General features: G+C 73.0%; 26 protein-coding genes. 12 read left to right on the plus strand and 14 right to left on the minus strand.

The genetic code is table 11. The annotated features are described in order from the left end of the window. Positions 1 to 19 precede the first annotated feature (19 nt). Genes ACIBI5_RS25365 through ACIBI5_RS25380 form a run of 4 tightly spaced genes read left to right on the plus strand, consistent with a single transcriptional unit; the run spans position 20 to position 3,888 of the window. Complete coding sequence (locus ACIBI5_RS25365; protein WP_397250732.1) at positions 20 to 931, plus strand: ABC transporter ATP-binding protein; 912 nt, start codon at positions 20 to 22, stop codon at positions 929 to 931. Continuing rightward, entirely contained in the window at positions 928 to 1,689 is a 762-nt protein-coding gene (locus ACIBI5_RS25370) for an ABC transporter permease subunit (protein ID WP_397250734.1), read from the plus strand. Before ACIBI5_RS25365 ends, ACIBI5_RS25370 begins: the two co-directional genes overlap by 4 nt. Before the next feature lie 46 nt (positions 1,690 to 1,735). Next, positions 1,736 to 2,446, plus strand: a complete 711-nt coding sequence (locus ACIBI5_RS25375) for a response regulator transcription factor (protein WP_397251316.1) — start codon at positions 1,736 to 1,738, stop codon at positions 2,444 to 2,446. After that, positions 2,443 to 3,888, plus strand: a complete 1,446-nt coding sequence (locus ACIBI5_RS25380; RefSeq protein ID WP_397250736.1) for an ATP-binding protein — start codon at positions 2,443 to 2,445, stop codon at positions 3,886 to 3,888. The genes ACIBI5_RS25375 and ACIBI5_RS25380 overlap by 4 nt, the downstream gene beginning before the upstream one ends. Before the next feature lie 5 nt (positions 3,889 to 3,893). Here ACIBI5_RS25380 and ACIBI5_RS25385 read toward each other — a convergent pair whose 3' ends face one another. The 5 genes from ACIBI5_RS25385 to ACIBI5_RS25405 form a co-directional block, all read right to left on the minus strand. Further along, the gene (locus ACIBI5_RS25385) at positions 3,894 to 4,466 is read right to left on the minus strand and encodes a hypothetical protein (protein ID WP_397250738.1); all 573 of its coding nucleotides are present in this window, start codon (positions 4,464 to 4,466) and stop codon (positions 3,894 to 3,896) included. A 75-nt stretch (positions 4,467 to 4,541) separates the two neighbouring features. After that, on the minus strand, positions 4,542 to 6,116 hold the full coding sequence (locus tag ACIBI5_RS25390; RefSeq protein ID WP_397250740.1) for an FAD-dependent monooxygenase: 1,575 nt from the start codon (positions 6,114 to 6,116) through the stop codon (positions 4,542 to 4,544). A 67-nt stretch (positions 6,117 to 6,183) separates the two neighbouring features. Beyond that, the gene (locus ACIBI5_RS25395; RefSeq protein ID WP_397250742.1) at positions 6,184 to 6,561 is read right to left on the minus strand and encodes a VOC family protein; all 378 of its coding nucleotides are present in this window, start codon (positions 6,559 to 6,561) and stop codon (positions 6,184 to 6,186) included. Beyond that, entirely contained in the window at positions 6,558 to 6,899 is a 342-nt protein-coding gene (locus ACIBI5_RS25400; protein WP_397250744.1) for an ArsR/SmtB family transcription factor, read from the minus strand. Before ACIBI5_RS25400 ends, ACIBI5_RS25395 begins: the two co-directional genes overlap by 4 nt. Then, the gene (locus ACIBI5_RS25405) at positions 6,886 to 7,311 is read right to left on the minus strand and encodes an SRPBCC domain-containing protein (protein WP_397250746.1); all 426 of its coding nucleotides are present in this window, start codon (positions 7,309 to 7,311) and stop codon (positions 6,886 to 6,888) included. The genes ACIBI5_RS25400 and ACIBI5_RS25405 overlap by 14 nt, the downstream gene beginning before the upstream one ends. Before the next feature lie 97 nt (positions 7,312 to 7,408). Between ACIBI5_RS25405 and ACIBI5_RS25410 the strand changes: the two genes are divergently transcribed. The 5 genes from ACIBI5_RS25410 to ACIBI5_RS25430 are packed head-to-tail and all read left to right on the plus strand — an operon-like array spanning position 7,409 to position 14,406. Continuing rightward, positions 7,409 to 8,671: an MFS transporter gene (locus ACIBI5_RS25410; RefSeq protein ID WP_397250748.1), complete on the plus strand. Its 1,263-nt coding sequence runs from the start codon at positions 7,409 to 7,411 to the stop codon at positions 8,669 to 8,671. After that, a complete protein-coding gene (locus tag ACIBI5_RS25415; protein WP_397250750.1) occupies positions 8,668 to 9,996 on the plus strand; it encodes a carotenoid oxygenase family protein in 1,329 nt (442 codons plus the stop codon). Before ACIBI5_RS25410 ends, ACIBI5_RS25415 begins: the two co-directional genes overlap by 4 nt. Further along, positions 9,993 to 10,436, plus strand: a complete 444-nt coding sequence (locus ACIBI5_RS25420) for an SRPBCC family protein (RefSeq protein ID WP_397250752.1) — start codon at positions 9,993 to 9,995, stop codon at positions 10,434 to 10,436. Before ACIBI5_RS25415 ends, ACIBI5_RS25420 begins: the two co-directional genes overlap by 4 nt. Before the next feature lie 11 nt (positions 10,437 to 10,447). Further along, positions 10,448 to 13,063 (plus strand): ATP-binding protein, encoded by a 2,616-nt coding sequence (locus ACIBI5_RS25425; RefSeq protein WP_397250754.1) that lies wholly within the window; start codon positions 10,448 to 10,450, stop codon positions 13,061 to 13,063. Between the two features lie 50 nt (positions 13,064 to 13,113). Next, the gene (locus ACIBI5_RS25430) at positions 13,114 to 14,406 is read left to right on the plus strand and encodes an aspartate aminotransferase family protein (RefSeq protein WP_397250756.1); all 1,293 of its coding nucleotides are present in this window, start codon (positions 13,114 to 13,116) and stop codon (positions 14,404 to 14,406) included. On the opposite strand, the gene ACIBI5_RS25435 is transcribed toward ACIBI5_RS25430, so the two are convergent. From ACIBI5_RS25435 to ACIBI5_RS25460, 6 genes are all read right to left on the minus strand, one after another. Next, positions 14,401 to 15,669, minus strand: coding sequence for an aspartyl protease family protein (locus ACIBI5_RS25435; protein WP_397250758.1), 1,269 nt, complete (start codon positions 15,667 to 15,669; stop codon positions 14,401 to 14,403). The genes ACIBI5_RS25430 and ACIBI5_RS25435 overlap by 6 nt on opposite strands. A gap of 56 nt (positions 15,670 to 15,725) precedes the next feature. Further along, positions 15,726 to 16,679, minus strand: a complete 954-nt coding sequence (locus ACIBI5_RS25440; RefSeq protein ID WP_397250760.1) for a squalene cyclase — start codon at positions 16,677 to 16,679, stop codon at positions 15,726 to 15,728. Positions 16,680 to 16,710: 31 nt separating this feature from the next. After that, on the minus strand, positions 16,711 to 17,103 hold the full coding sequence (locus ACIBI5_RS25445; protein ID WP_397250762.1) for a beta/gamma crystallin-related protein: 393 nt from the start codon (positions 17,101 to 17,103) through the stop codon (positions 16,711 to 16,713). 70 nt (positions 17,104 to 17,173) lie between these two features. Beyond that, positions 17,174 to 17,398, minus strand: a complete 225-nt coding sequence (locus ACIBI5_RS25450) for a helix-turn-helix transcriptional regulator (RefSeq protein ID WP_397250764.1) — start codon at positions 17,396 to 17,398, stop codon at positions 17,174 to 17,176. Between the two features lie 2 nt (positions 17,399 to 17,400). Continuing rightward, positions 17,401 to 17,820 carry a hypothetical protein gene (locus tag ACIBI5_RS25455; protein WP_397250766.1) on the minus strand — a complete coding sequence of 140 codons (420 nt, stop codon included), beginning with the start codon at positions 17,818 to 17,820 and terminating at the stop codon, positions 17,401 to 17,403. A gap of 80 nt (positions 17,821 to 17,900) precedes the next feature. After that, entirely contained in the window at positions 17,901 to 18,212 is a 312-nt protein-coding gene (locus tag ACIBI5_RS25460; RefSeq protein ID WP_397250768.1) for a helix-turn-helix transcriptional regulator, read from the minus strand. A gap of 161 nt (positions 18,213 to 18,373) precedes the next feature. Between ACIBI5_RS25460 and ACIBI5_RS25465 the strand changes: the two genes are divergently transcribed. Further along, positions 18,374 to 18,736, plus strand: coding sequence for an STAS domain-containing protein (locus ACIBI5_RS25465; RefSeq protein WP_397250770.1), 363 nt, complete (start codon positions 18,374 to 18,376; stop codon positions 18,734 to 18,736). Positions 18,737 to 18,898: 162 nt separating this feature from the next. Here the strand turns inward: ACIBI5_RS25465 and speB are convergent, their stop codons facing one another. From speB to ACIBI5_RS25480, 3 genes are read right to left on the minus strand one after another with little or no spacing between them, the layout of a single operon-like run. After that, positions 18,899 to 19,936, minus strand: a complete 1,038-nt coding sequence (speB, locus tag ACIBI5_RS25470; protein ID WP_397250772.1) for an agmatinase — start codon at positions 19,934 to 19,936, stop codon at positions 18,899 to 18,901. A 10-nt stretch (positions 19,937 to 19,946) separates the two neighbouring features. Beyond that, complete coding sequence (locus ACIBI5_RS25475; RefSeq protein WP_397250774.1) at positions 19,947 to 21,023, minus strand: LysR family transcriptional regulator; 1,077 nt, start codon at positions 21,021 to 21,023, stop codon at positions 19,947 to 19,949. Between the two features lie 9 nt (positions 21,024 to 21,032). After that, positions 21,033 to 22,460: a hypothetical protein gene (locus tag ACIBI5_RS25480; RefSeq protein WP_397250776.1), complete on the minus strand. Its 1,428-nt coding sequence runs from the start codon at positions 22,458 to 22,460 to the stop codon at positions 21,033 to 21,035. Positions 22,461 to 22,619: 159 nt separating this feature from the next. Here ACIBI5_RS25480 and ACIBI5_RS25485 point away from each other — a divergent pair, with 159 nt between their 5' ends. Together ACIBI5_RS25485 and ACIBI5_RS25490 are read left to right on the plus strand one after the other, a co-directional pair. Next, positions 22,620 to 22,868: an AbrB/MazE/SpoVT family DNA-binding domain-containing protein gene (locus ACIBI5_RS25485; RefSeq protein WP_397250778.1), complete on the plus strand. Its 249-nt coding sequence runs from the start codon at positions 22,620 to 22,622 to the stop codon at positions 22,866 to 22,868. Next, the gene (locus tag ACIBI5_RS25490; protein WP_397251318.1) at positions 22,868 to 23,896 is read left to right on the plus strand and encodes an alpha/beta fold hydrolase; all 1,029 of its coding nucleotides are present in this window, start codon (positions 22,868 to 22,870) and stop codon (positions 23,894 to 23,896) included. Before ACIBI5_RS25485 ends, ACIBI5_RS25490 begins: the two co-directional genes overlap by 1 nt. Positions 23,897 to 24,456 lie beyond the last annotated feature (560 nt).

The following is a 24,456-nucleotide window of genomic DNA, read 5'->3' on the forward strand; positions in this document are numbered from 1 at the left end:
GCCCGCCAGGATCTCCCGCATGACCACGATCGACGTAAGAGGACTGACCAAGAAATACGGGCCCGAGACCGTGGTGGACGACCTGTCGTTCTCCGTCGAGCCCGGCCAGGTGACCGGGTTTCTCGGGCCGAACGGCGCCGGCAAGTCCACCACCATGAGAATGATCATGGGGTTGGCCGCTCCGACCCGGGGCTCGGCGACCATCGGCGGCCGCCGCTACGCCGACCTGCCCGTGCCGCTGACCGAGGTGGGCGCGCTGCTGGATGCCGGGGCGGTGCACGGCGCCCGCAGGGCGTACGACCATCTGCTGGCGCTGGCGGTGAGCAACGGCCTGCCCCGGCGGCGGGTCTGCGAGGTGCTGGCCACGACCGGTCTGGAGGGCGTGGCGGGCAGGCGGGCGGGAGGTTTCTCGCTCGGCATGCGCCAGCGGCTCGGCATCGCGGCGGCGCTGCTCGGCGACCCGCGCGTGCTGATCTTCGACGAGCCGGTGAACGGCCTCGACCCCGAGGGCATCCGCTGGATCAGGGACTTCATGCGCTCGCTCGCCCGGGAGGGACGGGCGGTGCTGGTCTCCAGCCACCTCATGAGCGAGATGGCGCAGACCGCCGACCACCTGGTCGTGGTCGGCCGGGGGCGGCTCATCGCCGACACCGGCATCAGCGAGCTGATGCGGGCGAACGGCGCGGGCACCGTGCTGGTGCGCACCTCCGACCCAGGATCGCTGGCGCGGCGGCTCACCGCCGCCGGAGCGACCGTGCGCGACGGCCTGGAGTCCTCGCTGGTCGTCTCGGGCATGACGGGCGAGGAGATCGGCAAGCTCGCCGCCTACCACGGCGTCGCGCTCAGCGAGCTCACCCCGCAGCTGGCCTCTCTGGAGGACGCCTTCATGGAGCTGACCAGGGACAGCGTCGAGTACCAGGGGGCGGCGTGACCTTCACCCGGACACTGCACGCGGAATGGATCAAGTTCCGCAGCCTGCGCTCCACCTGGTACACGCTGGCCACCCTGCTCGTGGTCGGCCTCGGCATCACCGCCCTGTCGATGGGCGCGGCCGGGGCGGACCAGGCCGAGGCTCCGCAGGACTGGGATCCGACCGGCCGCAGCCTGACGACGTACATCGTGGCCCAGCTGATCATCGGCGTGCTGGGCATCCTGGTCGTCACCTCCGAGTACGCGACCGGGCTGATGTCGGCGACGCTCAGCGCCACGCCGCGCCGGCGTCGGCTGCTGGCGGCCAAGGTCGTGGTGGCCACGGCGGTCGCCCTGGTGGCCGGTCAGGTGCTGATGTTCGCCGCGTTCTTCCTCGGGCAGGCCGTGCTCATCACGCAGGAGGTGCCGAACGCGCAGCTCGGCGACCCCGGTGTGCTGTCGGCCGTGACGGGCGGCGGGATCTACCTGTCGGCGATCGCGCTGCTCGCGGTCGGGCTCGGCACGATCATGCGGGCCACGGCGGGAGCCCTGGCGACGCTGGTGGGGATCGTGTTCCTGGTTCCGGCCCTCCAGGGCCTGTTCCCTCCGTGGATGCAGGGGTTGTTCGCCTTCTGGCCCACCAAGGGGGCGGCCGCGATCTTCGCCACGGTCCCGGACCCGGCCTATCCGGAGCCCTGGCTGAACCTGGGCGGGATGTGCCTCGGGGTCGCCGTCGTGCTGGCCGCCGCGTTCGCGGTCTTCCAGCGCCGCGACGTGTGAACCGGGCCTCCGTATCCTGGCCCTCGTGCGAGGATCAGGACAGGCCATGACACCGGCGGAGGGCGGCGAGCGGCTGCTGGTGGTGGACGACGAGGCCACCGTCCGCGAACTGCTGGCCGCCACGCTGCGGTTCGCCGGGTTCCGGGTGAGCTCGGCGGCGACCGGCGCCGAGGCGGTCGCCGCCGCCAGGGCGGAGCCGCCCGACCTGGTGCTGCTCGACGTCATGCTGCCGGACATGGACGGCTTCGAGGTGGTGGGGCGGCTGCGTGAGCTGCGTCCGGAGGGAGGCGGCGGACCGGTGCCGGTCCTGTTCCTGACGGCCCGCGACCGCCAGGCCGACAAGGTCACCGGGCTCTCGCTCGGCGCCGACGACTACGTGACCAAGCCGTTCGACCTGCAGGAGCTGATCGCCCGCATCCGCGCGATCCTGCGCCGCACCACGGGCCACCAGCCCGGCGTGCTGAACGTGGGCCCGCTCACGCTCGACCCCGAGGGACACCTGGTGACGCGGGCGGGCCGGCCCGTCCGCGTCTCCCCCACCGAGTTCCGGCTGCTGCACTACCTGATGGAGAACGCCGGGCGCGTCGTGTCCAAGACGCAGATCCTCGACCGGGTCTGGCGCTACGACTTCGGCGGCGACGCCAGCATCGTCGACACCTACATCTCCTACCTGCGGCGTAAGGTCGACACCGGCGAGCCCAAGCTCATCCACACCGTGCACGGCACCGGCTACGTGCTCCGCGAGCCCCGGCCGTGAACCGCTTCTCGCTGCGGGCCAGGCTGCTGCTGCTCACCACGGGCCTGCTGCTGGCCGGACTGACCCTCATCAGCGCCGTCGTCACCGACCGCCTGGAGCGCTACCAGCTCAACCGGCTGGACCACCAGCTCAGCACGCTCACCTCGATCATCTCCCGGGTCTCCGGGGACGGCCCGCCCGACCTCGCGCAGGCCGGGGCCCGCCCGGACCTTCTCGCCCCGGCCCTCGACCTGTTCGGCACGCCGTACCTGGTGTATCTGGACGCGAACGGCGCGGTGTCGGGCCGCGTGCACTCCCCCGGGCTGAGGGAGGCCGGCCTGCCCGCCCGCGAGAAACTGCGGGCGATCCCGGCCGACGGCAGGGCCGTGGACCTGCCGTCCGCCGACGGCTCGGGACGCTGGCGGGCCGTCGCCCGGCCGACCGTCGGCTGGGGCGGGACGGTCATCGCGGTCGCGCCGCTCACCGAGGCCGACGCCACCATCGCCCAGCTGCGGGCCAGCAGCCTGGTCAGCGGCGTGGTGCTGCTCGTGCTGCTGACGGGGGTGGGCTGGTTCGCCCTCGGGCGGGGGCTGCGGCCGCTGCGCCGGATCGAGCACACGGCCGCCGCGATCGCCGGCGGCGACCTCACCCACCGCGTGCCGGGCCTCGCGCCGCCCGGCACGGAGATCGGGCATCTCGGGGCCTCGCTCAACACCATGCTCGGCCAGCTCGAACGGGCCTTCGCCGACCGGGCCGCCTCCGAGAACCGGATGCGGACGTTCGTCTCGGATGTCAGCCACGAGCTGCGCACGCCGTTGTTCGTCATCAAGGGCTCGACCGAGCTCTACCGGATGGGCGCGCTGCCCGGACCGGACGAGGTGGACGCCGCGATGGCCCGCATCGACCGCGAGGCCACCCGGCTGACGGCCCTCACCGAGGACCTGATGCTGCTCGCCCAGCTCGACGACGCGCCCGAGAGCCAGCTCGAACCGGCCCCGATGGACCTGCGCACCCTCGCCAACGACGCCCGCCACGACCTGCGCGCCCTCGACCCGTCGCGCCGGGTCGAGCTCACCGGCCCCGGCGGCGGCGGGCCGCCGGGCCCGGCCCCGGTCCGCGCCGACGAGGACCGGCTGCGGCAGGTCGTGGCCAACCTCGTGGGCAACGCCGCCGCGCACACCCCGCCGGGCACGCCCGTGCGGATCGGCGTCGGCACGGCGGGCGGGCGGGCCGTCCTCGAGGTGGCGGACACCGGGCCGGGGATGACGGCCGAGCAGGCGGGCCGCGTCTTCGACCGCTTCTACCGCACCGACCGCTCGCGCAACCGCTCGGCCGGGACCAGCGCGGGCCTGGGCCTGGCGATCGCGCGCTCCCTGGCCCGCGCGCACGGCGGCGACGTCGAGCTGGAGACCGCCCTCGGCGAGGGCGCGCGCTTCCGGCTGACCCTGCCGCTACTGGACTGAGGGGCTCACAGGTCCTCCGACAGCAGGGTCACCAGCTCCACCAGCTCTTCGCGGCTGAGGTTGCGGCGCAGCGCCTTGGCCGCGTTCTCCGGGCGCGAGACCGGCACGCTGATCGTGCGGGGGCGGAAGCCCGCCTGCACCATGGCCGCGTTCGTGCTCAGCTCGCCCGCCACGACCTTGCTGTGCAGCGCGGGCGCGTCCTCCCGCAGCCGCCGCAGCGCGGGCGTCTCCGGCGCCGGGACGTGGGCCGCCTCGGGCGTTTCCCCCTCCTCGGACTGGGGCGGCGGCGCGGGGGTGGCCGCGAGCAACGCCTGGTCCAGTTGCGCGGCCACGTCGAGGTCGTCGGCCACCAGCGCCCGCACCAGCCCCGGCGTCACGCCGAGCCCGCGGGGCGGATCGGCCGTGATGAACTCCACGAGGTCGCCGTGCTCCACGAGCTCGCCGCCCGGCCCGGTGAACTCCCGCCACGCCTCGGCGTCCAGCAGGGCGCGTACTCCGGTGGCCGCGCGCGCCAGTGTGGGACGCGCCTCCCCGATGACCGCCGACACCTCGGCCACGATCCGCCCGTGCTCCGTCACGACTTCCCCCGCCCCCTGATCGACCGGGCACCAGGGTACCGAGCCACCAGGGCTAACGCCGCACGCTCCTGGGTGCTAGCCGAAGGTGTTCCGCAGGTGCGCGGTGACGGCCCCGAGATCCATCGGCCGGGCGCGGAAGCCCACGTACCCGTCCGGGCGGATGAGGTACGCGGCGCTCGGCCCGGCCGCGTACCGGTCGCGGAAGGCGCCCGTGGCGTCCCGGAACACCTGCACCCCCGGCTCAGGCGGCGGCCCGCCGGGAGCCAGCACGACATAGACGCGGAGCAGACCGGCCGGGGTCTCGGCGTCGTCCAGCCCGGTCGCCGCGTCCGCGTAAAGGATCAGGGTGTGGCCTGGCCCCTGGAGCAGGTCGAACAGGCGTACCGGGAAGCCGAGCCCCTCCTGCGTCAGCCCCTGAACGTCCGGCGCCCGCTCACCCGGCCGGGGACCGCCGCCGGGCGGGTCCTGCGCCTCGCCGGACAGCGGGCTGCCGGGGTAGGCGACCAGGAGCTGGCCCTCGCGGGCGAGGTGGGTCGCGTCGGCGTCGCCGAGTGACTGGGTGCGGGCGTAGCGGACCGTCCGGCCCACCACCTCCTCCCCCACCGGTCGCCGTTCGGTGTCGTACGTGCTCAGCAGCCCGGGAGCGGCCACGCCCCGCAGGGCCAGAGCCAGCTTCCAGGCCAGGTTGTACGCGTCCTGCATGCCGGTGTTCGCGCCCTGGGCGCCGGTCGGCGGATGGATGTGGGCGGCGTCGCCGCAGACGAAGACCCGGCCCGCGCCGTAGCGGTCGGCGAGGCGGTGGCTGATGCCGAACAGCGACGACCAGCGCAGATGGCCCACCGCCGGTTTCCCGGGTACGAGCCGGTCGACGACCTCCTGGATCCGGGCGAGGCCGGGGCCGGGGCGGTCGGTGACGATCCCGTGCCCGGGACCGTCGTCCCGGCGCAGGTCCGCCGGTGCGCGCATCGACAGCCGGTAGCGGTTGTGGCCGGGCAGCGGGACGCAGACCAGCAGGTCCCGCCCGCCGTCCGGTGCGTCGGCGAGGAAGCGCAGCGCGTAGCCGGCGGGCATGGACCAGTCCACTTCGACGTCGCCGAGCATGTACTCCTCGGGGAAGCGGTCGCCCTCGAAGCTCAGGTCCAGGCCGTGCCGTACCGTGCTGTGGGCGCCGTCGCAGCCGACCAGGTAGCCGGCGCGGACGGTCCGCGCCGACCCGTCGGGCAGCGCGAGGGTGGCGCTCACTCCGCCGGCGTCCTGGGTGAAGCTCCGCAGTTCGACGCCCCGCTCGACCTCGGTGCCCAGGCGGGCCAGGTGCTCGGTCAGGATGCGCTCGACCTCGTACTGCGGCAGGGCCAGGAAGCCGTAGGTGCCGTCGGGCACCCGGAGCTCGTAGGGATCCCCGGCCACGCCGTCGGTGAACTGCAGCTGCCCGCGCAGCCACACCCCCGCCGCGATCGCCTCGCGGACGACGCCCATCTGTTCCCAGATCTCAAGCGTACGCGGCTGGATCCCGACGGCCTTCGCCCAGCCCGTGGGCCGGGGCAGGCTGTCGATGACGCGGCAGGCCGCGCCGTGGCGGCGCAGCTCGGCCGCCAGGGTCAGCCCCACCGGGCCCGCGCCCACCACCAGGGCGCACGTCGTCGTTTCCATGTCGTCCCCCCTCTCCATTGAACGCCCCGCCGCCGGCCGGGCCGGGGAGGGACCCCCGGGCGGCCGGTCAGCCGGACTCGGCGAGCAGGTGCACGATCCCGGCCGGGTTCTTGATCCAGTGGGTCCTCGTGTCAAGGTTCTCCAGCGGTTCCACCTCGTCGCACGGGTGGACGCCGGCCTCGGCCAGTTCGGCCGTCGCGGCGTCCAGGTCGTCGGTGTGGAGCTGCAGCCACAGGTCGGGCCGGCTGTAGTTGTCGACGCGGTCCAGCCACAGCGTGTTGGGGCCGAACTTCACCGAATGGGTCGCGGCGACGGTCGGGGCGTAGCCGACGTCCTCCTCCTTGACCTCGAAGCCCAGGGTGTCGCGGTAGAAGGCCACGGTGGCCTCGTACTGCGCCTTGGGGATCTTCATCGCGATGTTCAGTCCAGCGGTGTACACGGTCATGATTCCTCCATGTCGAGTGCGTCTTCCAGTGCGGACAGCCGGTCGTCCCACCGGTGGGCGAGCGTGGCCAGCCACACCTGGGCGGCGCGGATCGGTGCGGGTTCCAGGCGGTAGGGGTGGCGGCGGCCGGTGGGTTCCGCGGCGCTGATCAGGCCCGCCTCGGCGAGCAGGCCGAGGTGCTTGGCCACGGCCTGGCGGCTGATCGGCAGCCGCCGGGCCAGATCGGTGACGGTCGCCGGACCCGCGCGGGCCAGTTCCTCCAGAAGCGCCCGCCGCGTCGGATCGGTCAGCGCCGCGAACACCGCCACGGCCTGGGCCTCGGCCTCAGGCGGCGGCATCGAGGTAACTTTCCAGGTCGGCCAGTTCGGCGTCCCAGCCCTGGCTGTTGGCCTGGTGGGCGGAGCGGGCCACGCCGGCGGCGGCCCGCGCGAACCCGCTCTCCACCAGCCGCAGCCGGGTGCCGCCCGGCACCTCCTCCAGGGTGAACTCCACCGTGGTCACCAGCGCGTCCACCCCCTCGATCGCCCAGGTGAAGGCGAACCGGTGCGGCGCTTCGACGACCGTGACCGTGGCGGGCGACTCCTGGCCGAGGTCGTCCCAGCGGAAGTACGCGCGACCACCGGGCCGCAGGTCGATCTCGGCCACCGAGCCGAACCACCGGGACAGGCCTTCCGCGGTGGTCAGCGCGGCCCAGACCCGGTCGACGGGGTGCCGCAGCACCACCTCACGTTCGATCGTGTTCGTCACCATGCATGGCAACCTACAGGTTGCGATAGCCTTGCACAAGGCGGTGAATAGGTGAAAACCACCGACGCGACGACATACGCCGCACTGCGACCGTGAGGTCATGCACGGCACCGGACACCCGCGAACCGCCACCTGGGCGCCCCTGGCCGCACTGGCCACCGCCCAGTTCCTCGTGGTTCTCAGCACCTCGATCGTGAACGTCGCCCTCCCGCAGATCCGCACCGGCCTCAGCATGTCGCCGGCCGGCCTGACCTGGGTGATCAACGCGTACGTGCTGGTCTTCGGCGCGATCCTGCTGCCAGGCGGCCGGCTCGGCGACGTGTACGGGCTGCGCCGCGTCTTCCTCACCGGCGCCACCCTGTTCGCCCTGGCCGGCCTGGCCGCCGCCCTGGCCGCGGGACCCGCGATGCTGATCGCCGCCCGGGTCGTGCAGGGCCTCGGCGCCGCGCTCCTGGCGCCGGCCGCGCTCGCCCTGGTGCTGCGCCTGTTCCCGGACGGGAAGGGCCGCGGGACGGCGCTCGGGGTGTGGGGCGCGGTCTCCGGCGCGGGCGGCGCGGCGGGCGTGCTGCTGAGCGGCCTGCTCACCGATCTGTACGGCTGGCGCGCCGTCTTCGCCGTCCTGGTCCCCTTCGCCCTGGCGGTCATCGCGGCCACCTGGCGGCTGGTACCCGCCGACACCCCGCGAGGCGGCACCCTCGACCTGCCGGGCACGACGACGCTCGCCGCCGCCCTGATCCTGCTCACCTACGGCCTGAGCGGCCCGTGGCCCGCGGCGCCGGCCGGTCTGGCGCTGCTGGTGGTGTTCGTGGTGATCCAGCGCCGCTCGCCCCACCCGCTGCTGCCCGCGCGGATGGCCGTGGTCGCCCGGCCCAACCTGCTGATGGCGCTGCTCGGCGCGGTCTGGCTGGGCCTGTTCTATTTCCTGCCCCTCTACCAGCAGCGGGACCTGGGCTACACGCCGCTGGAGGCCGGGCTCTCCCAGCTCCCCCTGGCCCTGATGATCACCATCGCGTCCTGGGCAGCCGGGCGGATCCGCGGCCGCGCGGTCCTGCCGATCGGCCTGCTGCTGCTCGCCGCAGGCCTGGCGTGGCTCGGGCTCACCGGCGCGCTGATCGCGCCGTCGCTGCTCATCGGCACCGGGCTCGGCGTGGCCTTCGTCCGCCTGACCGCGCTGTCCTCGGCCGGGGTCCCGGCCGAGGACAGCGGCCTGGCCGGCGGGCTGGTCAACGCCACCCGCCAGGTCGGCGGAGCCGTCGGCCTGTCCGCGCTGACCCTCCTTCCCTCCTACGGCGGGGCCTTCCTCGCCTGCGCCGCCCTGACCCTGCTCATCACGATCGTCTCGATTGGAAAGGCACCCCGATGAACGACCTCGCCAAGCCGTACCTGAGCGGGCACTACACGCCGGTCGCCGACGAGATCACCGCCCACGAGCTGACCGTGCGCGGCACGCTGCCGCCCGAGCTCAGCGGCCGCTACTTCCGCAACGGCCACAACCCGAAGCCCGGGGTGACGCCTACCCACTGGTTCAAGGGCGCGGGAATGATCCACGGCATCCGGCTGGCCGGCGGCAGGGCCGAGTGGTACCGCAACCGGTGGGTGCGCACGCCGTACCTGGAAGGAGTGCCCTTCCACGGCACGGAGCTGGAGGTCTCCGCGGCGGCCACCAGCATCATCTTCCACGGCGGGCGCTACCTGGCCCTGCAGGAGGCCAACCTGCCCTGGGAGGTGACCGCCGAGCTCGACACCGTCGGCGTGTACGACTTCGGCGGGAAGCTCACCAGCGCCATGACCGCCCACCCGAAGGAGGACCCCGTCACCGGGGAGCTGCACTTCTTCAGCTACAGCCCCTTCCCGCCGTACCTGACCTACCATGTCGCCGACGCCTCGGGGCAGATCGTGCGGTCCCAGGTGATCGAGGGAGCCGGGCCGTCGCTGATGCACGACTTCGCGATCACCGCGCGGCACGCGGTGTTCCTGTGCTCGCCGGTCGTCTTCGACCCCGCCGAGGGGTCGGGCATCCCCTATCGCTGGCACGACGACGTGCCGTTCCGGGTCGGCGTCATGCCGCGCGAGTCGGACCGGGTGACCTGGTTCGAGGTCGAGCAGAGCACGCTGCTGCACGTCGGCAACTCCTACGTGGACGCCCACGGGCGCGTGGTGCTCGAAGGGCCGCGCTTCGACCGCGCCGGGTGGGAGTCGTCGTGGAAGTGGTGGGTGGGCGCGCCCGCCTACGGCCCCAGCCCGCTGTCCGGTGCGACCCTGCACCGCTGGATCCTCGACCCGGCCACCGGCAAGGCCACCGAGGAGCCCCTGGACAGCCTGAACGTCGAGTTCCCCGCCATCAACGACGCCCACACCGGCATCGCCAACCGCTACAGCTACGCCATCGCCTTCCCCGGCGCGGGCCTGTCCGGCTACCACACCGTCAAGTTCGACACCGCGACCGGCCGGCGGCGGTTGTTCTCCCACGGCGAGCACCGCATGCCCGGCGAGGCCGTCTTCGTGCCCGCCGCCGGCAGCAACAACGAGGACGACGGCTACCTGCTCACCGTCGTCAGCGACCTCAAGGCCGACGCGTCCGAGCTGCTCGTGCTGGACGCCGCCGAGCTGACGACGGTCGCCACCGTAGAGCTCCCCCGCCGGGTGCCCTCGGGCATCCACGGACACTGGATCGAGGACACCAAGTGATCACCTCCATCGACTCCGATGCCGCCGTCGTCGTCCGCCTCGGCACCGTGATCGAGGCCCCGCTGGAGCGTGTCTGGCTCCTGCACACCGACGTGAACGGCTGGCCCGCCTGGCAGAGCGACATCACCAGCGCCTCCGCCCTCAGCCCGCTGGTGCCCGGCGCGGTCTTCCACTGGAGCACATTCGGCCTCGACATCACCTCCACCGTGCACCAGGCGGAGCCGCGGGCCCGCATCCTGTGGGGCGGGCCCGCCCACGGCATCGACGGCCTGCACCTGTGGACCTTCCGTGAGGAGGGCGGGGCCGTACACGTGCGCACCGAGGAGTCGTGGGACGGCGCGGCGATCCGCGCCGACGTGGAGGGCATGCGGGCCGCGCTCGAAGGGTCGCTGACCGCCTGGCTGCGCCACCTGAAGGAGGCGGCGGAAAAGGCCCCCTAAAGTGTCTGCCCATGGACATGTTGCTCGGCCGCCACGCCGAGATGGCGCGGCTCACCGCTCTGCTCGATGCCGCACGGCAGGGGCGGGGCTGTGCCCTCGTCGTCAAGGGGGAGCCGGGCATCGGCAAGAGCGTGCTGCTGCGGCAGGCCGAGCAGGCCGCGGACGGCTTCCTGGTCATCCGGGCCACGGGCGCGCAGTTCGAGATGGAGCTGCCGTTCGCCGTGCTGCATCAGCTGTGCGCGCCGCTCCTGGACCGCCTCGGCGACCTGGCCCCGCCGCAGCGCACGGCCCTTGAGGGGGCGTTCGGGCTGGACTCCGGCACGCCGGAGCCCCTGATGGTCGGCCTGGCCGCCCTGGGACTGCTGCTGGCGGCGCTGCGCGAGCGGCCGGTGCTGTGCGTCGTGGACGACGCCCAGTGGCTCGACCACGCCTCCGCCCACACGCTGGCCTTCCTGGCCCGCCGGATCGGGACCGAACGCGTCGCCATGGTCTTCGGCGCCCGCGAGCCGGGACCGGCCGCGCTGGCGGACCTGCCCGAGCTGGGGCTGCGCGGCCTGAGCGAGGCCGAGGCGCGCGCCCTGCTGGCGCAGGCCGTCCACGCGCCGCTGGACGAGCGGGTCCGCGACCGCATTCTGTCCGAATCCCGGGGCAACCCGCTCGCGCTGCTCGAACTGCCGAGGACCGCGGGGCTGGCCGGCATGGCGGGCGGCTTCGACGTCCCGGCCGTGATCGAACAGAGCTACCTGACCCGCCTGCGGGCCCTGCCGGAACCGGCCAGAACCCTGCTCACCGTGGCGGCGGCCGAGCCGGTGGGCGACGCGGGACTGCTGTGGCGGGCCGCCGGGCGGCTGGGCATCGCCGCCGACACCGCCGCGCGGACCGGCGGGCTGGCCGAGTTCGGCACCCGGATCCGCTTCAGCCACCCGCTGGCCCGCTCCGCCGTCTACGGCGCCGCCACCGCCGGGGAACGCCGCCGGGCGCACGCGGCCCTGGCAGAAGCCACCGACCCGGCGGCCGAACCCGACCGGCGCGCCTGGCACCGCGCCCAGGCCGCCCTCGGCCCGGATGAGGAGATCGCCGCCGAACTCGACGCCTCCGCCGCCCGCGCCCAGGCCCGTGGCGGCATCGCCGCGGCGGCGGCCTTCCTGGAACGCTCGGCCGCGCTGACCACCGACCCCGCGGCGCGCGCCGAACGTGTGCTGGCCGCCGCCCGCGCCAAGCTCGCGGTCGGCGCGTTCGAGGTCGCCGCCGACCTGCTCAGCAGCGTGGAGAGCGACGACCCGCGCTTCGACGTGCTGCGCGGCCGCCTGTCCTTCGCCCGTTACCGAGGCGGCGGCGACCCGGCCGCCTACCTCCTGCGGGCCGCCCGCGCCCTGGCGGAGGCCGACCCGGCCCGCTCGCGGGCCTGCTACCTGGACGCGATGGAGATGGGTGTGTTCACCGGCGAGCTGGCCGCCATCGTGGACGCCGCCGGGTCCGCGCCGCCGGGCACCGGGACCGGCACCGACATCGTGCTCGACGGCCTGGTCACGCTGGTCACCCGGGGCCACGCCGCGGCCGCCGGGCCGCTGCGGCCGATCGTGCGGCGGCTCGACGACGAGGTCTGGGCGAGCCGTCCCTCCCTCGGCTACATGGTCGCCGCCGAGCTGTGGGACATCGAGGTGATGCGCGGTACGGCCGAGCGGGTCGTGGCCGCGGGACGCGAGTCCGGCGCCTTCCACCTCGTGCCGATCGGCCTGGCGATGCTGGCCACCGTCCGGGCGCACGAGGGCGCGTTCGGCCCCGCCGCCGAGATGATCTCCGAGGAGGAGGCCATCGCCTCGGCGACCGGGGCCGCTCCCCTGGTCTACCCGCGCCTGCACCTGGCCGCCCTGCGCGGACGCCGCGAGGAGGCCATGGCGCTGTTCGCGGACGTGCCGCCGAGGATGAGCCTCAGCGCGCAGTGGGCCGCGGCCGTCCTGCACAACGGCCTGGCCGACTACCCCGCCGCGCTGGAAGCCGCCCAGGCCGCCACCGCGAGCGGCCACCTCGGCGTGTCCGCTCTGGCCCTGCCGGAGCTGATCGAGGCCGCGGTGCGCTCCGGCCGCCCCGAGCCGGCCGCCGGCGCCCTGCGCGAGCTGACCGTCCGCGCCCGCGCCGCCGGTTCCGCCTGGGCCTTGGGCGTCGAAGCGTACTGCCGCGCCCTGGTCACCGGGGAAGAGGACGGCTACCGGGAGGCCGTCGAACGCCTCCGGATCAGCCCGATGGCCGTCCACCGGGGGCGCGCCCACCTGCTCTACGGGGAGTGGCTACGCCGGGAGGGGCGGCGCCGCGACGCGCGGGCACAGCTCAGGCAGGCCCATGAGCAGCTGTCCGGGCTGGGCGCGGAGGCCTTCGCCAGGCGGGCGGCCGGCGAGCTGCGCGGCACCGGCGAGCAGGCGCGCAGCCGCAGCGCGGCGGAGGGCGAGCAGCTCACCCTGCAGGAGGTGCACATCGCGCGGCTCGTGGCCGAGGGCGCGACCTCCAAGGACGTCGCCGCCACGCTCTTCCTCAGCCCGCGCACCATCGACGCCCACCTGCGCAACATCTTCCGCAAGCTCGGGCTCACCTCGCGCAGGCAGCTGCGGGATCTGCCCGAGATCCGCTAGCCGCTCCGGGCGATGGACGCGTACGGCGGTGCGTGCCTAACGTCGGTGGCATGGTTCCCGAATCAGCCCGCCACCTCATCCGCTACAGCGGCCAGGCCGCGTTCACCCCGGAGCTCATCGCCCGCGCGCACGGCACGTCGGTGTTCACCGAGAGCGGCCACGAGCTGCTCGACTTCACCTCCGGCCAGATGAGCGCGATCCTCGGGCACTCCCACCCGGCGATCGTCGCGACGGTGCGCGAGCAGATCGGCCGGCTCGACCACCTGCACAGCGGCATGCTCAGCCGTCCCGTCGTCGATCTCGCCCGCCGGCTCGCGGAGTCCCTGCCCGATCCGCTGGAGAAGGCGCTGCTGCTGACCACCGGGGCCGAGGCCAACGAGGCCGCGGTGCGGATGGCGAAGCTCGTCACGGGCCGGCATGAGATCGTGTCGTTCGCCCGGTCCTGGCACGGGATGACGATGGCCGCCGCGAACGCCACCTACAGCGCCGGGCGCAGGGGTTACGGGCCCGCCGCGCCGGGCAACTTCGCGCTGCCCGTTCCCGACCGCTTCCGTCCCGGCGTCGTCGACGCCGGCGGCGCGCTCGACTGGCGCCGCCAGCTCGACCTGGGCTTCGACCTGATCGACGCCCAGTCGGTCGGCAGCCTGGCCGCGTGCCTGGTCGAGCCGATCCTCAGCTCGGGCGGCGTCATCGAGCCGCCGCCCGGCTACCTCGCCGCGCTGGCGGACAAGTGCCGGGAACGCGGCATGCTGCTGATCCTGGACGAGGCGCAGACGGGGCTGTGCCGTACCGGGGACTGGTATGCCTTTCAGCACGACGGCGTGGTGCCCGACATCCTCACGCTGTCCAAGACGCTCGGCGCAGGGCTGCCGCTGGCGGCCGTGCTGACCAGCGCGGAGATCGAGCGGCGGGCGCACGAGCGGGGGTATCTGTTCTTCACCACCCACGTCAGCGACCCGCTGCCCGCCGCGGTCGGCAACACCGTCCTGGACGTCCTGGAGCGCGACCACCTCGACAAGCGGGCGGGTGAGCTCGGCGCGCTGCTGCGCGGCCGGCTCGACGAGATCGCCGCCCGTCACGACGTGGTCGGGGACGTGCGCGGGCGCGGGTTGCTCCTGGGCGTGGAGCTTGCCGGTGACGAGGTCCTGGGCGCCGGCGGCGCCGACCGGCTGGGCGCGGCCGTCACCCGGCGCTGCTTCGAGCTCGGGCTGCACATGAACATCGTGCAGTTGCCCGGAATGGGCGGCATCTTCAGGATCGCGCCGCCGCTGACCGCGAGCGACGAGGAGATCACCCGCGGCGCCGCCATCCTCGACCAGGCCCTCGCCGACGCCCGCCTATGACGGGCGGCTGACGGACATGCGCATGCGACCGTAGTCGAAGGTGACGGCGTACGGCTTGAAGAACTCGTGGGTGAAGTTCGCGATCATGTCGAAGCCGAACTGCGCCGACTGGCCGGGGCCGGGCAGGCCGGGGAAGACCTTCTCGGCGGCGTTGCCGCGCACGTCGCGCCTGACCGCGCCGCCCAGGCCGGCCCGCTCCGCGGTGACCGGGTAGGTCTTGATGCCGAACCGCTCCCTCGGGTTGTCGTAGTCCACGGTGAGGCCGTACTGCTCCGCGATCGCCACCGTGGTGTCCAGGGCGCTGCCGATGCCGCCGGTGTCGATGCTGACCATCCTGGGCGGGTGATCGCCGAGGCTGCCCAGCGAGCACGGGAAGTGGTCCCCCGCCAGCCACAGCGGCAGGCGGGCGATCTCGTCGCGCGGGGCGCCGGGCGTGCGCCGCAGCACCAGGGCCTTGCCCGCGTAGTCCATGGTGGTCAGGAAGTGGTAGAAGATCGTGGTGCCGAACGCGCCCGCCGCCTGTGAGCCGTCGGGCAGGGGCGGCCGTTGCGCGTCGTTCCACTGCACGGGGATATTGCGGATCTCGATGTCCCCGACCCTGAAGGAGTCGAGGACGCCGAAGTGGAGCACGACGGGATGGTTGTCCACGACCCCGCCCTCGACGGTGGCCAGCGCGCGCAGCCCGGCACGCTCCGCCTCCTCCATCGACAGGTCCAGCGTCGCGTAGGTGTCGAGGTAGAACTTCCGCGGCTCGCCGCCGTTGACGCTCGCCTCGACCGAGGGGACGGGATCGAGGGTGTGGAAGGGCACGCGGGTGCTCCGGGCGCCCGAGATCGTCCAGGGCGTGCCCTTGATGGCGGAGTAGACCGTGGCGGACGCCGCGTCACGCGGGCGGCCGGTACGGCGCAGCAGCGGGATCGCGCGGGCCAGGTGGTCCTGGCGGACGAAGCACTCGGCCAGGCGCTGGGTGGAGGCGATGTCGCCCGGAGCCAGCGCGATGGCCTTGCCCAGGTGCGCCTGCGCGGTGCCGAACCGGTTGGACAGCAGCGCGATGTAGCCGATCCGGGCGTGGGCGTGCGCGGCGCGCGGGTCCTCGCGCAACTGGCGGCGGTAGCCGCGTTCGGCGTCGGCGAACCTGCCCTGCTTGAACAGCTGGTCGGGATCCTCGGTTCCGGCCTCGGCCGCGAAGGGCAGCGCCGTACTCGCTCCGGCGGCGGCCAGGGCCTTCAGGAAGGTGCGCCGGCCGGCATGGTGGAGGGTCATGTGTCCTGCCTCGTGTCGTGTGCGGATCGATCAAGGCCACACAACAGAGGCGGCGGTTAAACACGGATAAGCGCGTCCCACCAGGCGAGCACCCGCGTACCGGACAGCGTCAGCCACTTCGACGGCTCCCCCACCGGCGCGTCCACCTCGAACCACACCCGCCCCGGATACCGCCACGCCTGCCGCCAGGTGCCGTCCGGGCGCCGGGCGGCCCGGATGAGCTCGATCGCCTCCGCCATCCGCGGGTCCGGCTTCGTGCCGTCGAACAGCGCGGCCTCGCGGAAGTACTCGGCCGCGTTGAGCACGGTGTACTGCCACCGGACGGGGTACGCGAACCGCCCCGCCCACGGCCCGACCGGCTCGCCGGTGGACAGGCGGCGGAAGAGGCCGCGCCGCAGCAGGTACTCCTCGCCGGAGCGCCGGGCGGCGCGGGTCTCGTCCGTGCCGCCGGTCGCCACGTCGTAGGCGAGCAGCCCCTTGAGCGAGTTGAGCGTCGAGTGGAACGACGAGCGCGTCGAGCCGTTGGCCCACTCGCAGTTCCAGCCGCCGTCGGGCAGCCGGTGCTCAAGGAACCACTCGACGATGCCGGTGACGTCGGCGCCGAGCCACACGCCGTTCCCAGCCGTCCAGGCGTTGATGCAGCAGTCCACCTCGCCGCCCCAGTAGGGCAGGCCGTCGTACTCCCACCGGCAGTTCTCGGCGAGCAGTTCGGCGGTACGGCGTTCGCGCAGGACGGCCGGATCCATCCCCCATTCCCGCAACGCGGTGAGCGTCCAGGTCGTCGCCGTCCAGGGCTGCCCGTCTCCCTCCTCGGGTTCCTTCGGGAAGAACGCGCCGCCCGCCCACTGGCCGTCCGGGTCCTGGAGGGCGAGGAGCCGGGCGCCGAAGCCCTCGGCCGCGATCCTCGCCCGCGTCGCCTCCCACACCCGCGGCGGCTCGCCGTCCAGGTCGCGCTCGACCTGCCAGCGCAGCGCCGGATCGGAGTCACGCAGCCATGCGGTCAGATCCATGGAGCCGACCCTATCCGGGCGCGCGCCCAGGTCAGAGGGTGGTGCTGAGGAACATGGGGAACTGGAAGCAGTTCGGCCCGATGAGCCGCTGGACCGAGGAGATCGTGTCGCCGAACTGCCACCACCGGTGGTGCAGGTCGCTGATGCTCTGGCCGGGCAGCACGCAGTAGGCGCGGCCGCCGTTGTTGTCGTGCTGGTAGACGACCCAGGCCGAGTTGCCGGTGACCCGCAGGGAGCTGGCCCGGTCGTCGCTGCCGGTCGGCGAGAGGTTGCCGTTGGTCTCGCTGAAGGTCCAGTTCAGCCCGCCCAGGGACTGGTTCTGGCCGAGGATGAGGGTCCCGACCGATGCCTGCGCGGGCACGGAGCCCGTCAGCGCGGCCACGGTCACCACGGCCGCCAGGATCGCCAGCAGGTGCTTGCGCATGAGATGCCTCCTCTGAGAGTGAATGTCATCAGAGGGGCGTGACATCCCGTTCCACCGTGGAACACCGCCGTCAGTCCCCGTCCTCCGGATACTGGAAGACGTCGTCGAGCGTGACGCCCAGCGCGCGGGCGATCTTGAAGGCCATCTCCAGTGAGGGCGAGTAGCGGCCCTGCTCGATGGCGATCACGGTCTGCCTGGTCACGCCGACGCGCTCGGCCAGGTCAGCCTGCGTCATCTCCCCTTTGGCGAAGCGCAGCGCGCGGATCGAGTTCGTCACCCTGGTGGGTTTGACCATGTTCAGAAACCCCTGCGGTAGGCGATGATCCGGGCGCTCGCCGAGGCGAGGGCCGACAGCACGAACGCCAGGTAGAGGGCGTTGGCGATCCAGAAGTGCGCGGCGCCGGCCAGGGTCAGCGCGAACACGCCGACGACGCCGACGGCCAGCACGTGGTACTCGGCACGCTGGCCGTACCGGCGGATGGAGGCGTCGCGCTCGTCCTTCAGGCCCGCCTCCCTCGGCGCGGCGATCGCGGTGGCGATCGACGCCACGATGTTCGCGAGTACGGCGACGCCGATGGCGGTGAGCAGGGCCGGGACGTAGGTGATCCGGGTGACGTCCGCGCCGGGCAGCTGCCGGAGGACGACGGTGAAGTAGACGACGGGGATCGCGAGCGCGACCGCCGCGTACACCCACACCCGTTTTTCCTCGGTGGACACGACACTCCTCCATGTAAAGAAAAGCCGACATCGCCAAGGTAAAGCACCTTGGACATGGTGTCAAAGATTCTTAACATGGATCAGCTGGGCCACCCGCGTTCGGTGAAGATCTCGATGAGGTGGCGGACCGCGATGCCGGACTCGGTGGGGTAGCGGAAGTGCCGGTCGGGGTTGAGCGTGTAGATGTTGCGGCGGCCGACTCGTTCGCGGGCGAGGTACCCGGCGTCGTGCAGGTCGTTGACGATGCCCTGGACGGTGCGCTCGGTGATGCCGATGGTGGCGGCGATGTCGCGCAGCCGGGCCTCGGGATCGCGGGCGATCTCCAGCAGGACCCGGGCGTGGTGGGTGAGGAAGGTCCAGCCGGGCGGGCTTTCGCCTGGAAGTTCGGGCACGGCGTTCACTCTCTCGTCCCCCGCGTGACGACTGTTATAGGAACATCGTATACTGAAATGTCTTTCCTGTATTGTCATTCACTCATAGAGTAGAGTAACGCCGTTCGAGTGGGCCTTCTGTCCGGGAGATCGCCGAGGTCGTGATGACGCCGCTGTCCTTGATGACCGTCAGCATGCTGCGTGGCACGCTGATCACCGTCACCGGTGAGCTGGACGCCAGCAACGTCGCACAGCTGGCGGACCACGTCGCCGAACGCCACACCGAGCCGGGGCTGCCGCTGGTCCTCGACCTGAGCGGGCTGAGTTTCATGGACAGCACCGGCCTGAGCCTGCTCCTGCATCTGAGAGCCGGCGCCGGCGAGCACGGCGGCAGTCTCCACCTGGCCACCGTACAGCCCCGGCCCGCCCGCATCCTGGAGGTCACCGGCGCCTACCGCCAGTTCAACATCCACCCCACCCTCGAAACCGCGCTCCAGGCCTCCGGCCTGACCTCCGCCGACCCCTCATCGGCCGACATCGCCTGACACGCGGCACGCGCCGGTAGCCGCGGACCACCATCGGCCGGCATTCAGGGACCTCACGCGCTCGTTCGCCCGTGAGGAACCGCGCGTTGCCGGCCCCGCGCGAAATCCTGACGTGCGGCCGCTGGAGCCCCGTCATCCGCGCCCCTGGAAGCGCGGGCCCCGTCATCGGCCGGCATCGGGGGACGTGTGCCTTTTGAGCAGCGGCTCGCCGCGGTCCCACGGCTCAAGCCGTCCCCGCCGCTCCGCGCGCTGTCTGGCCAGGCCGGACAGCGCCTCCAGCACGACGCGGCTGCCGAGCATCGCCGTCACGTCGGCGTGATCGTGGGCGGGGGCGACCTCGACCACCTCGACGCCGACGATCGGCAGCTCGTAGGACAGGCGCCGCACCGCGTCCAGCAGTTCGCGGGAGGTCAGGCCGCCCGGCTCCGGCGTGCCCGTTCCCGGCGCCATGCCCGGATCGACGACGTCGATGTCCACCGACAGGTACACCCCGTCGCACTCGTCCAGCGCGATCTCGGCCGCCTCGCTCAGGCACTCGGCCAGGCCGCGCTCGACGATCTCCGTCATCTCGTACGAGCGCATCCCCTGCTCGGCCATCCAGCGCAACGTCTCCGGTCCCGGCCAGTAGCCGCGCAGCCCGATCTGCAGGAACCGGTCGCCCCTGGCCGCGCCCGACTCGATCAGCCGGCGCATCGGCTGGCCGTGCCCGATGAGCGTGCCGTACGAGCTGTCGCCGGTGTCGGCGTGCGCGTCGAAGTGCAGGACCGACACCCTGCCCCACCCGGCCGCGCGGGCGACGCCGGTGATGTTGGGCAGCGCGATCGAATGGTCGCCGCCGAGCACGAGCGGGACCTTGCCGGCCGCCGCTACCGTGTGCACCGCCCGCTCCAGGGCGGCGTGCGCGGCGTAGGCGTCACCACTGAGCATCATGACGTCGCCGGCGTCCTTCACCCGCAGGTCCAGCAGGCCGTCCACGCCGAGGGCGAGCGACGGGCGGGCACCGTCGTGTTCGAGGTAGCAGGCCTGCCGGATGGCGCCGGGGCCGAAGCGGGCGCCCGCGCGGTAGGAGGTGCCTCCGTCGTACGGCGCGCCCAGGATGACCACCTCGGCCTCGTTCCAGGAGGCCGGATCGTCCAGGTCGCAGGCGGGGACGCCGAGGAAGGTGAGATCGGGACCGTACATAGCGCCGAATCGGGTCATGGCCGCATCCTCACAGCGACCGTTCATGATCCGGAACGCCCCGCTTTTCTGCACCACCTCCATACGCTCTATGCAGCTCGGTCCAGACCCGGTCCACGACGGCGGGGCGTGGCCCGGCGGGGATCACGAACTGGATCCCGCGTGCGCCCACGTCCTGGAGCACCGGGCGAGCGACCACGTCGTACCCCTGCTCGAAGGCGAGTTCGGGCACCAGCGCCACCGCGCCCCCGGCGCCGACGAAGCCGTGGATCACGCTGTAGTTGTCGGCACGCAGCGCGATGCGGGGACGGAAGCCGAGGGACTGGCAGGTCGCGTACAGGGTCTGGTCGCTCGGGTCGTAGGAGCCGCTGGAGATGATCCACCCCTCGCCGGCCAGCAGCCCGAGATCGACGGGCCCTTCGCCTGCGGCCAGGGCATGGCTTCCGGGCAGGAGCAGCCGGTAGGGGTCGTCCATCAACGTCCGCACCCGCAGATCCGCCCCATAACGCCCCCGCACCCCCGCCCCGGCCTTCGCCCCCGAGCCACCACCCGACCTCACCTCCGAACCGAGCCCAGGCTCCACCCCCGAGCCATGACCGGGATCCGCCCCCGAGCCGAGGCCGGGCTTTTCGGCCGCGACGCGGACGGACTTGGTCGCCGCGACGTCGTAGATCAGGGCGCAGTGCAGTGACCTGGCCCGTAGCCGGGTGAGGAGGTCGAGAGGCTCGGCCTCGGTGAGTTCGATCCGGACGTCGCTGCCCTCGGTGGCGCGCCGCAGCGGGCCGGGCAGCAGCTTGGTCGCCGCCGTCGTGAACGCGCCGACCCGCAGCGTGGACACACCGTGGGCCAGGCGCGCCGCCACGTCCGACTCCACGGTCTCGATCCGCTCCAGCACGACCGCCGCGTGCTCCAGCACCATCGCCCCGATGTCGGTCAGGACGGCGCCCGTGGGACCGCGTTCGACCAGCCGGGCGCCGAGGTGGGCCTCCAATGCGTCGAGGTGGTAGCTGATCGTGGGCTGGCCGTAGTGGAGCCGGCGGGCCGCCCCTGCCAGCGAGCCGCTGACCGCGATCGCCCTCAGCACGTGGAACTGGCGTAGATCCATCATCCATACATGCTATGGAGGGAAGATGGTCAGCTCGCCGTACGCGGACAGGGTCTTGACCAGATCGCCCCCCTTGCCGCGCAGCGTGGCGTCCAGGAACGCGGTGGTGACCGCCGAAGTGAGCCGCGGGCCGGCGGCGCGCCCGGCGGAGCCGATCAGCGAGGGCAGCGGCGGCAGGTACAAGGGCGCGTCGGTGAAGGTCAGGTGGGCCGAGCCGGGGACGGTGAGCCGATAGCTCACCGCCTTGCTGAGGTCGAGCACCCGGGTGAGGCGGGAGAGGTAGTCCCGCTCCTCCCCCGGCGCGATGTCGTGCGTCAGCGCGAGCACGGGCTGACGGAACGGCCGGGCGACAGGGTCGCGCGGATAGCCGTCCAGCACGATGACCGCGGCGAACCGCGCGTCCTGCCGGGCGGCCTGCAACGCGGCGGCCCCGCCGAGGGAGTGACCGGTCGCCGCGGCCCGTTCCAGGTCGAGGCGCCCGGCCAGCGGACCCTGGATCTCGCCGCTGTGCATCCGGCCGAGCTGCGTGAGCACGAAGCTGAGGTCGCCCGCGCGGACCGCCGTCCATCCGGCCGCCCGCCGCTCGTCCTCCGCGTCGTCACCGGTCGCCACCAGCCGCGTACGTACGGCCCTGCCGTCGTCGAGCACGACCACGGCCGAGTCGTAGGGATGGTCGATCCCCGCCACCACGTACCCGCGGCTGGCCAGGTCTTCGGCCCAGGCCGTGTTCTGGGTGCGCACCCCGCCCAGCCCGGGTGAGAAGAGCACCACGGGGAACCGCTCGCTCCCGCCGGCCACCGGAGCCTCCGGCGCCGAACGCGCGTGGGCACGCGCCACCTCGTCGAGCATGAACCCGGGCACCCCGAGATAGTCCGCGGAGCCCCCGGCCACGATCCTCGCCTCCTCAGCGGTACGCCCGAGGTAGCGGCTCCGCCGGGCGCCCGTGGCGTCACCGGAGGGGTACCAGAGCTGGACCACGACCGTCCGCTCGTCGCCCGCCTTGGCGGTGGCGGCTTCCTCCCGGTCGGCGTCCGTCCACTGCACCACGGTGGTCCCGACCGCGTACGCCCCCGGCGGCTGGGGAAACACCGGCAGCGGCAGCGCCCACGACGCCCCCGTGCCCGCCACGACCAGGCCGAGCCCGGCCACCGCCCCTGGCAGCGCCGCCCACCATCGCGCCCTGCGCACCGGCCGCCCCGTCCGCCCTCTCATCAGCACGAACACCGCGAAGGCCAGCGCCACTCCCCCGGCGGCGAGCACCGGGATGAGCTGCCAGCGCACGCCGGACACGGCCAGCACCACCGCGCACACCGCGAAGACGGCCCCGGCCGCCATCGCGACCGGCCGCCGCGCGGGAGGCGGGAGCCAGCGGGCCAGCACCAGCGCCAGGGTGGCCGGTACGGCAAGGATCTCCAGGGGAGACAGCCCGAGAATCGTCACCCGCCCATTCTTCGGATCCCCGCCGCGCCCGGCATCAGCTCTACGTCCAGACCTGCTTGCTCCCCTGGTATGACCTCGCACGCCGATGTCCCACCAAGGTCTGATGCCAACTAGTTGGAAAAGTGGGTACTATACGACTAGTTGGCATAGGAGGGGCGTATGGCCGGAAAGATGATCGAAGGGCCGGACGGCCGGTACATCGTGGGCACGGTGAAGATCGGGGAGAAGGGGCAGATCGTCATCCCGAAAGACGCGCGGGACCTGCTCGACCTCCAGCCGGGCGACACCCTGCTCGTGCTCGTGGACCGCAAGCAGGGCATCGCGCTGGTCGACAACGAGAGATTCCGCAACTTCGCCGGCGGAGTCCTCGCCGCACAGGAAGCCGCGCAGGAAGAGGAGCCGACGTGATGACCGGCTACCGCAACCCCTTCGAAGGGTGGCGCGAGCCGTTGCCGCCCGAGCTGGCGCGGGCCGGGTTCCGGCAGGAGTTCGCCACGTTCGACGGCACGGTCCTCAGCTATGTCCGCGGGCCGGAGGCCGGTGTGCCGCTTCTGCTCGTGCCCGGCCAGATGAGCCTGTGGAGCAGCTACCGCCGCGTCATGCCGGAGCTCGCGCGGCGGTTCACGGTCTTCGCCGTCGATGTCCGGGGCCATGGGAACTCCTCCTGGACACCCGGCGACTACTCCTGGGACTCCGCCGGCGGCGACCTTGCCCGCCTGCTGCGCGAGGTCATCGGCCGGCCGGCGGTCGTCAGCGGGAACTCCTCCGGCGGCGTCCTGGCTCTGTGGTGCGCGAGCCGTACCCCGGAGGAGGTCGCCGCGATCGTGCTGGAGGACCCGCCGATCTTCTCGGCCGAGATGCCGCGCTTCCGTGACCGCGACCGGTGGGTCTACGGCAGCCTCGCGCACGCCGTCAGCGTGCTCGGCGACCTCGACCCGCGGCGGGTCGCCGGCATCTACCGCCAGGAGATCCCCGTCTCGGAGACCAGGTCCGTCCGGATGCCGGAGCGGCTCGTCGGCCTGTTCGACCGGCTGGTGGCCCGGCACGGGCGGAGGCACCCCGGACGCCCGGCGAGCCTGGGCGTCCGGTGGCTGCCACGGTCGCTGGAGGAGATGGTCCGGGCGGCGTCGATGTTCGATCCCGACTTCGCCCAGGCCTTCCTCGACGGCCGCTTCTACGGCGACTTCTCCCACGAGGCCGCTCTCCGCGCGACGACCTGCCCCGTCCTGCTGCTGCACGCCAACTGGAACCGCTACGAGAACCACGGGCTGGTCGGCGCGATGGACGACGACGACGCGCGGAGGGTACGCGAGCTCGCGCCGCAGACCGTCTACCGGCGGATCGACGCCAGGCACGTGATCCACGGCGACAAGCCGCACGCGTTCACCGCCGCGCTGACCGATTTCGCGGCGAGGCTTCCCAGCAGAAGCGGCTAAACGCCCCGGGCGATCACGGCGGCGGCGACGAGACCCGCGATCGCCAGCACGCTGCTCGTGACGAACGGGTCGGCGAGGGCGGGAGCGGCCGCGAGGCCGACGTACACCGTGACGCCGGCCGAGCACGTCGCCGAGGCGGCCGCCGAACATCAGCAGGCCGCCGCCGGTGATCGTGTATCCGACGACCACCCACGTCAGCCGGCGGGCGTCCGCCTGGAACTCGGCGCCGATGGACGGCAGCGCGATGTTGACCACGGTCACGTCGACCGCGATGAGGAACTGCAGCATGGACAGGCAGCCGAGAACCAGCCACGGCCGCACGGAAGAACGAAGAGGGAATGACACAAGAACGCTCCGGTGCGCGAGAGAGACTCGGGCGACACGAAGCGACGGATCGTTCAGCGGAAAATGAAGGAGGAACGCCCCGCCGCTGGCGGAGCGTCCTGGTCACGGCGGCGGAAGCGCCAGACATGCCGTGCACGCTACCGGGGGTCCCCCGGTACGGCCCGCCCCGCGAGCCCATGCGAAGCTCAGGAGAGCCGTCCCCACGGAGAGGAACT

Source organism: Nonomuraea sp. NPDC050540, assembly GCF_044457485.1.
Classification (GTDB): domain Bacteria; phylum Actinomycetota; class Actinomycetes; order Streptosporangiales; family Streptosporangiaceae; genus Nonomuraea.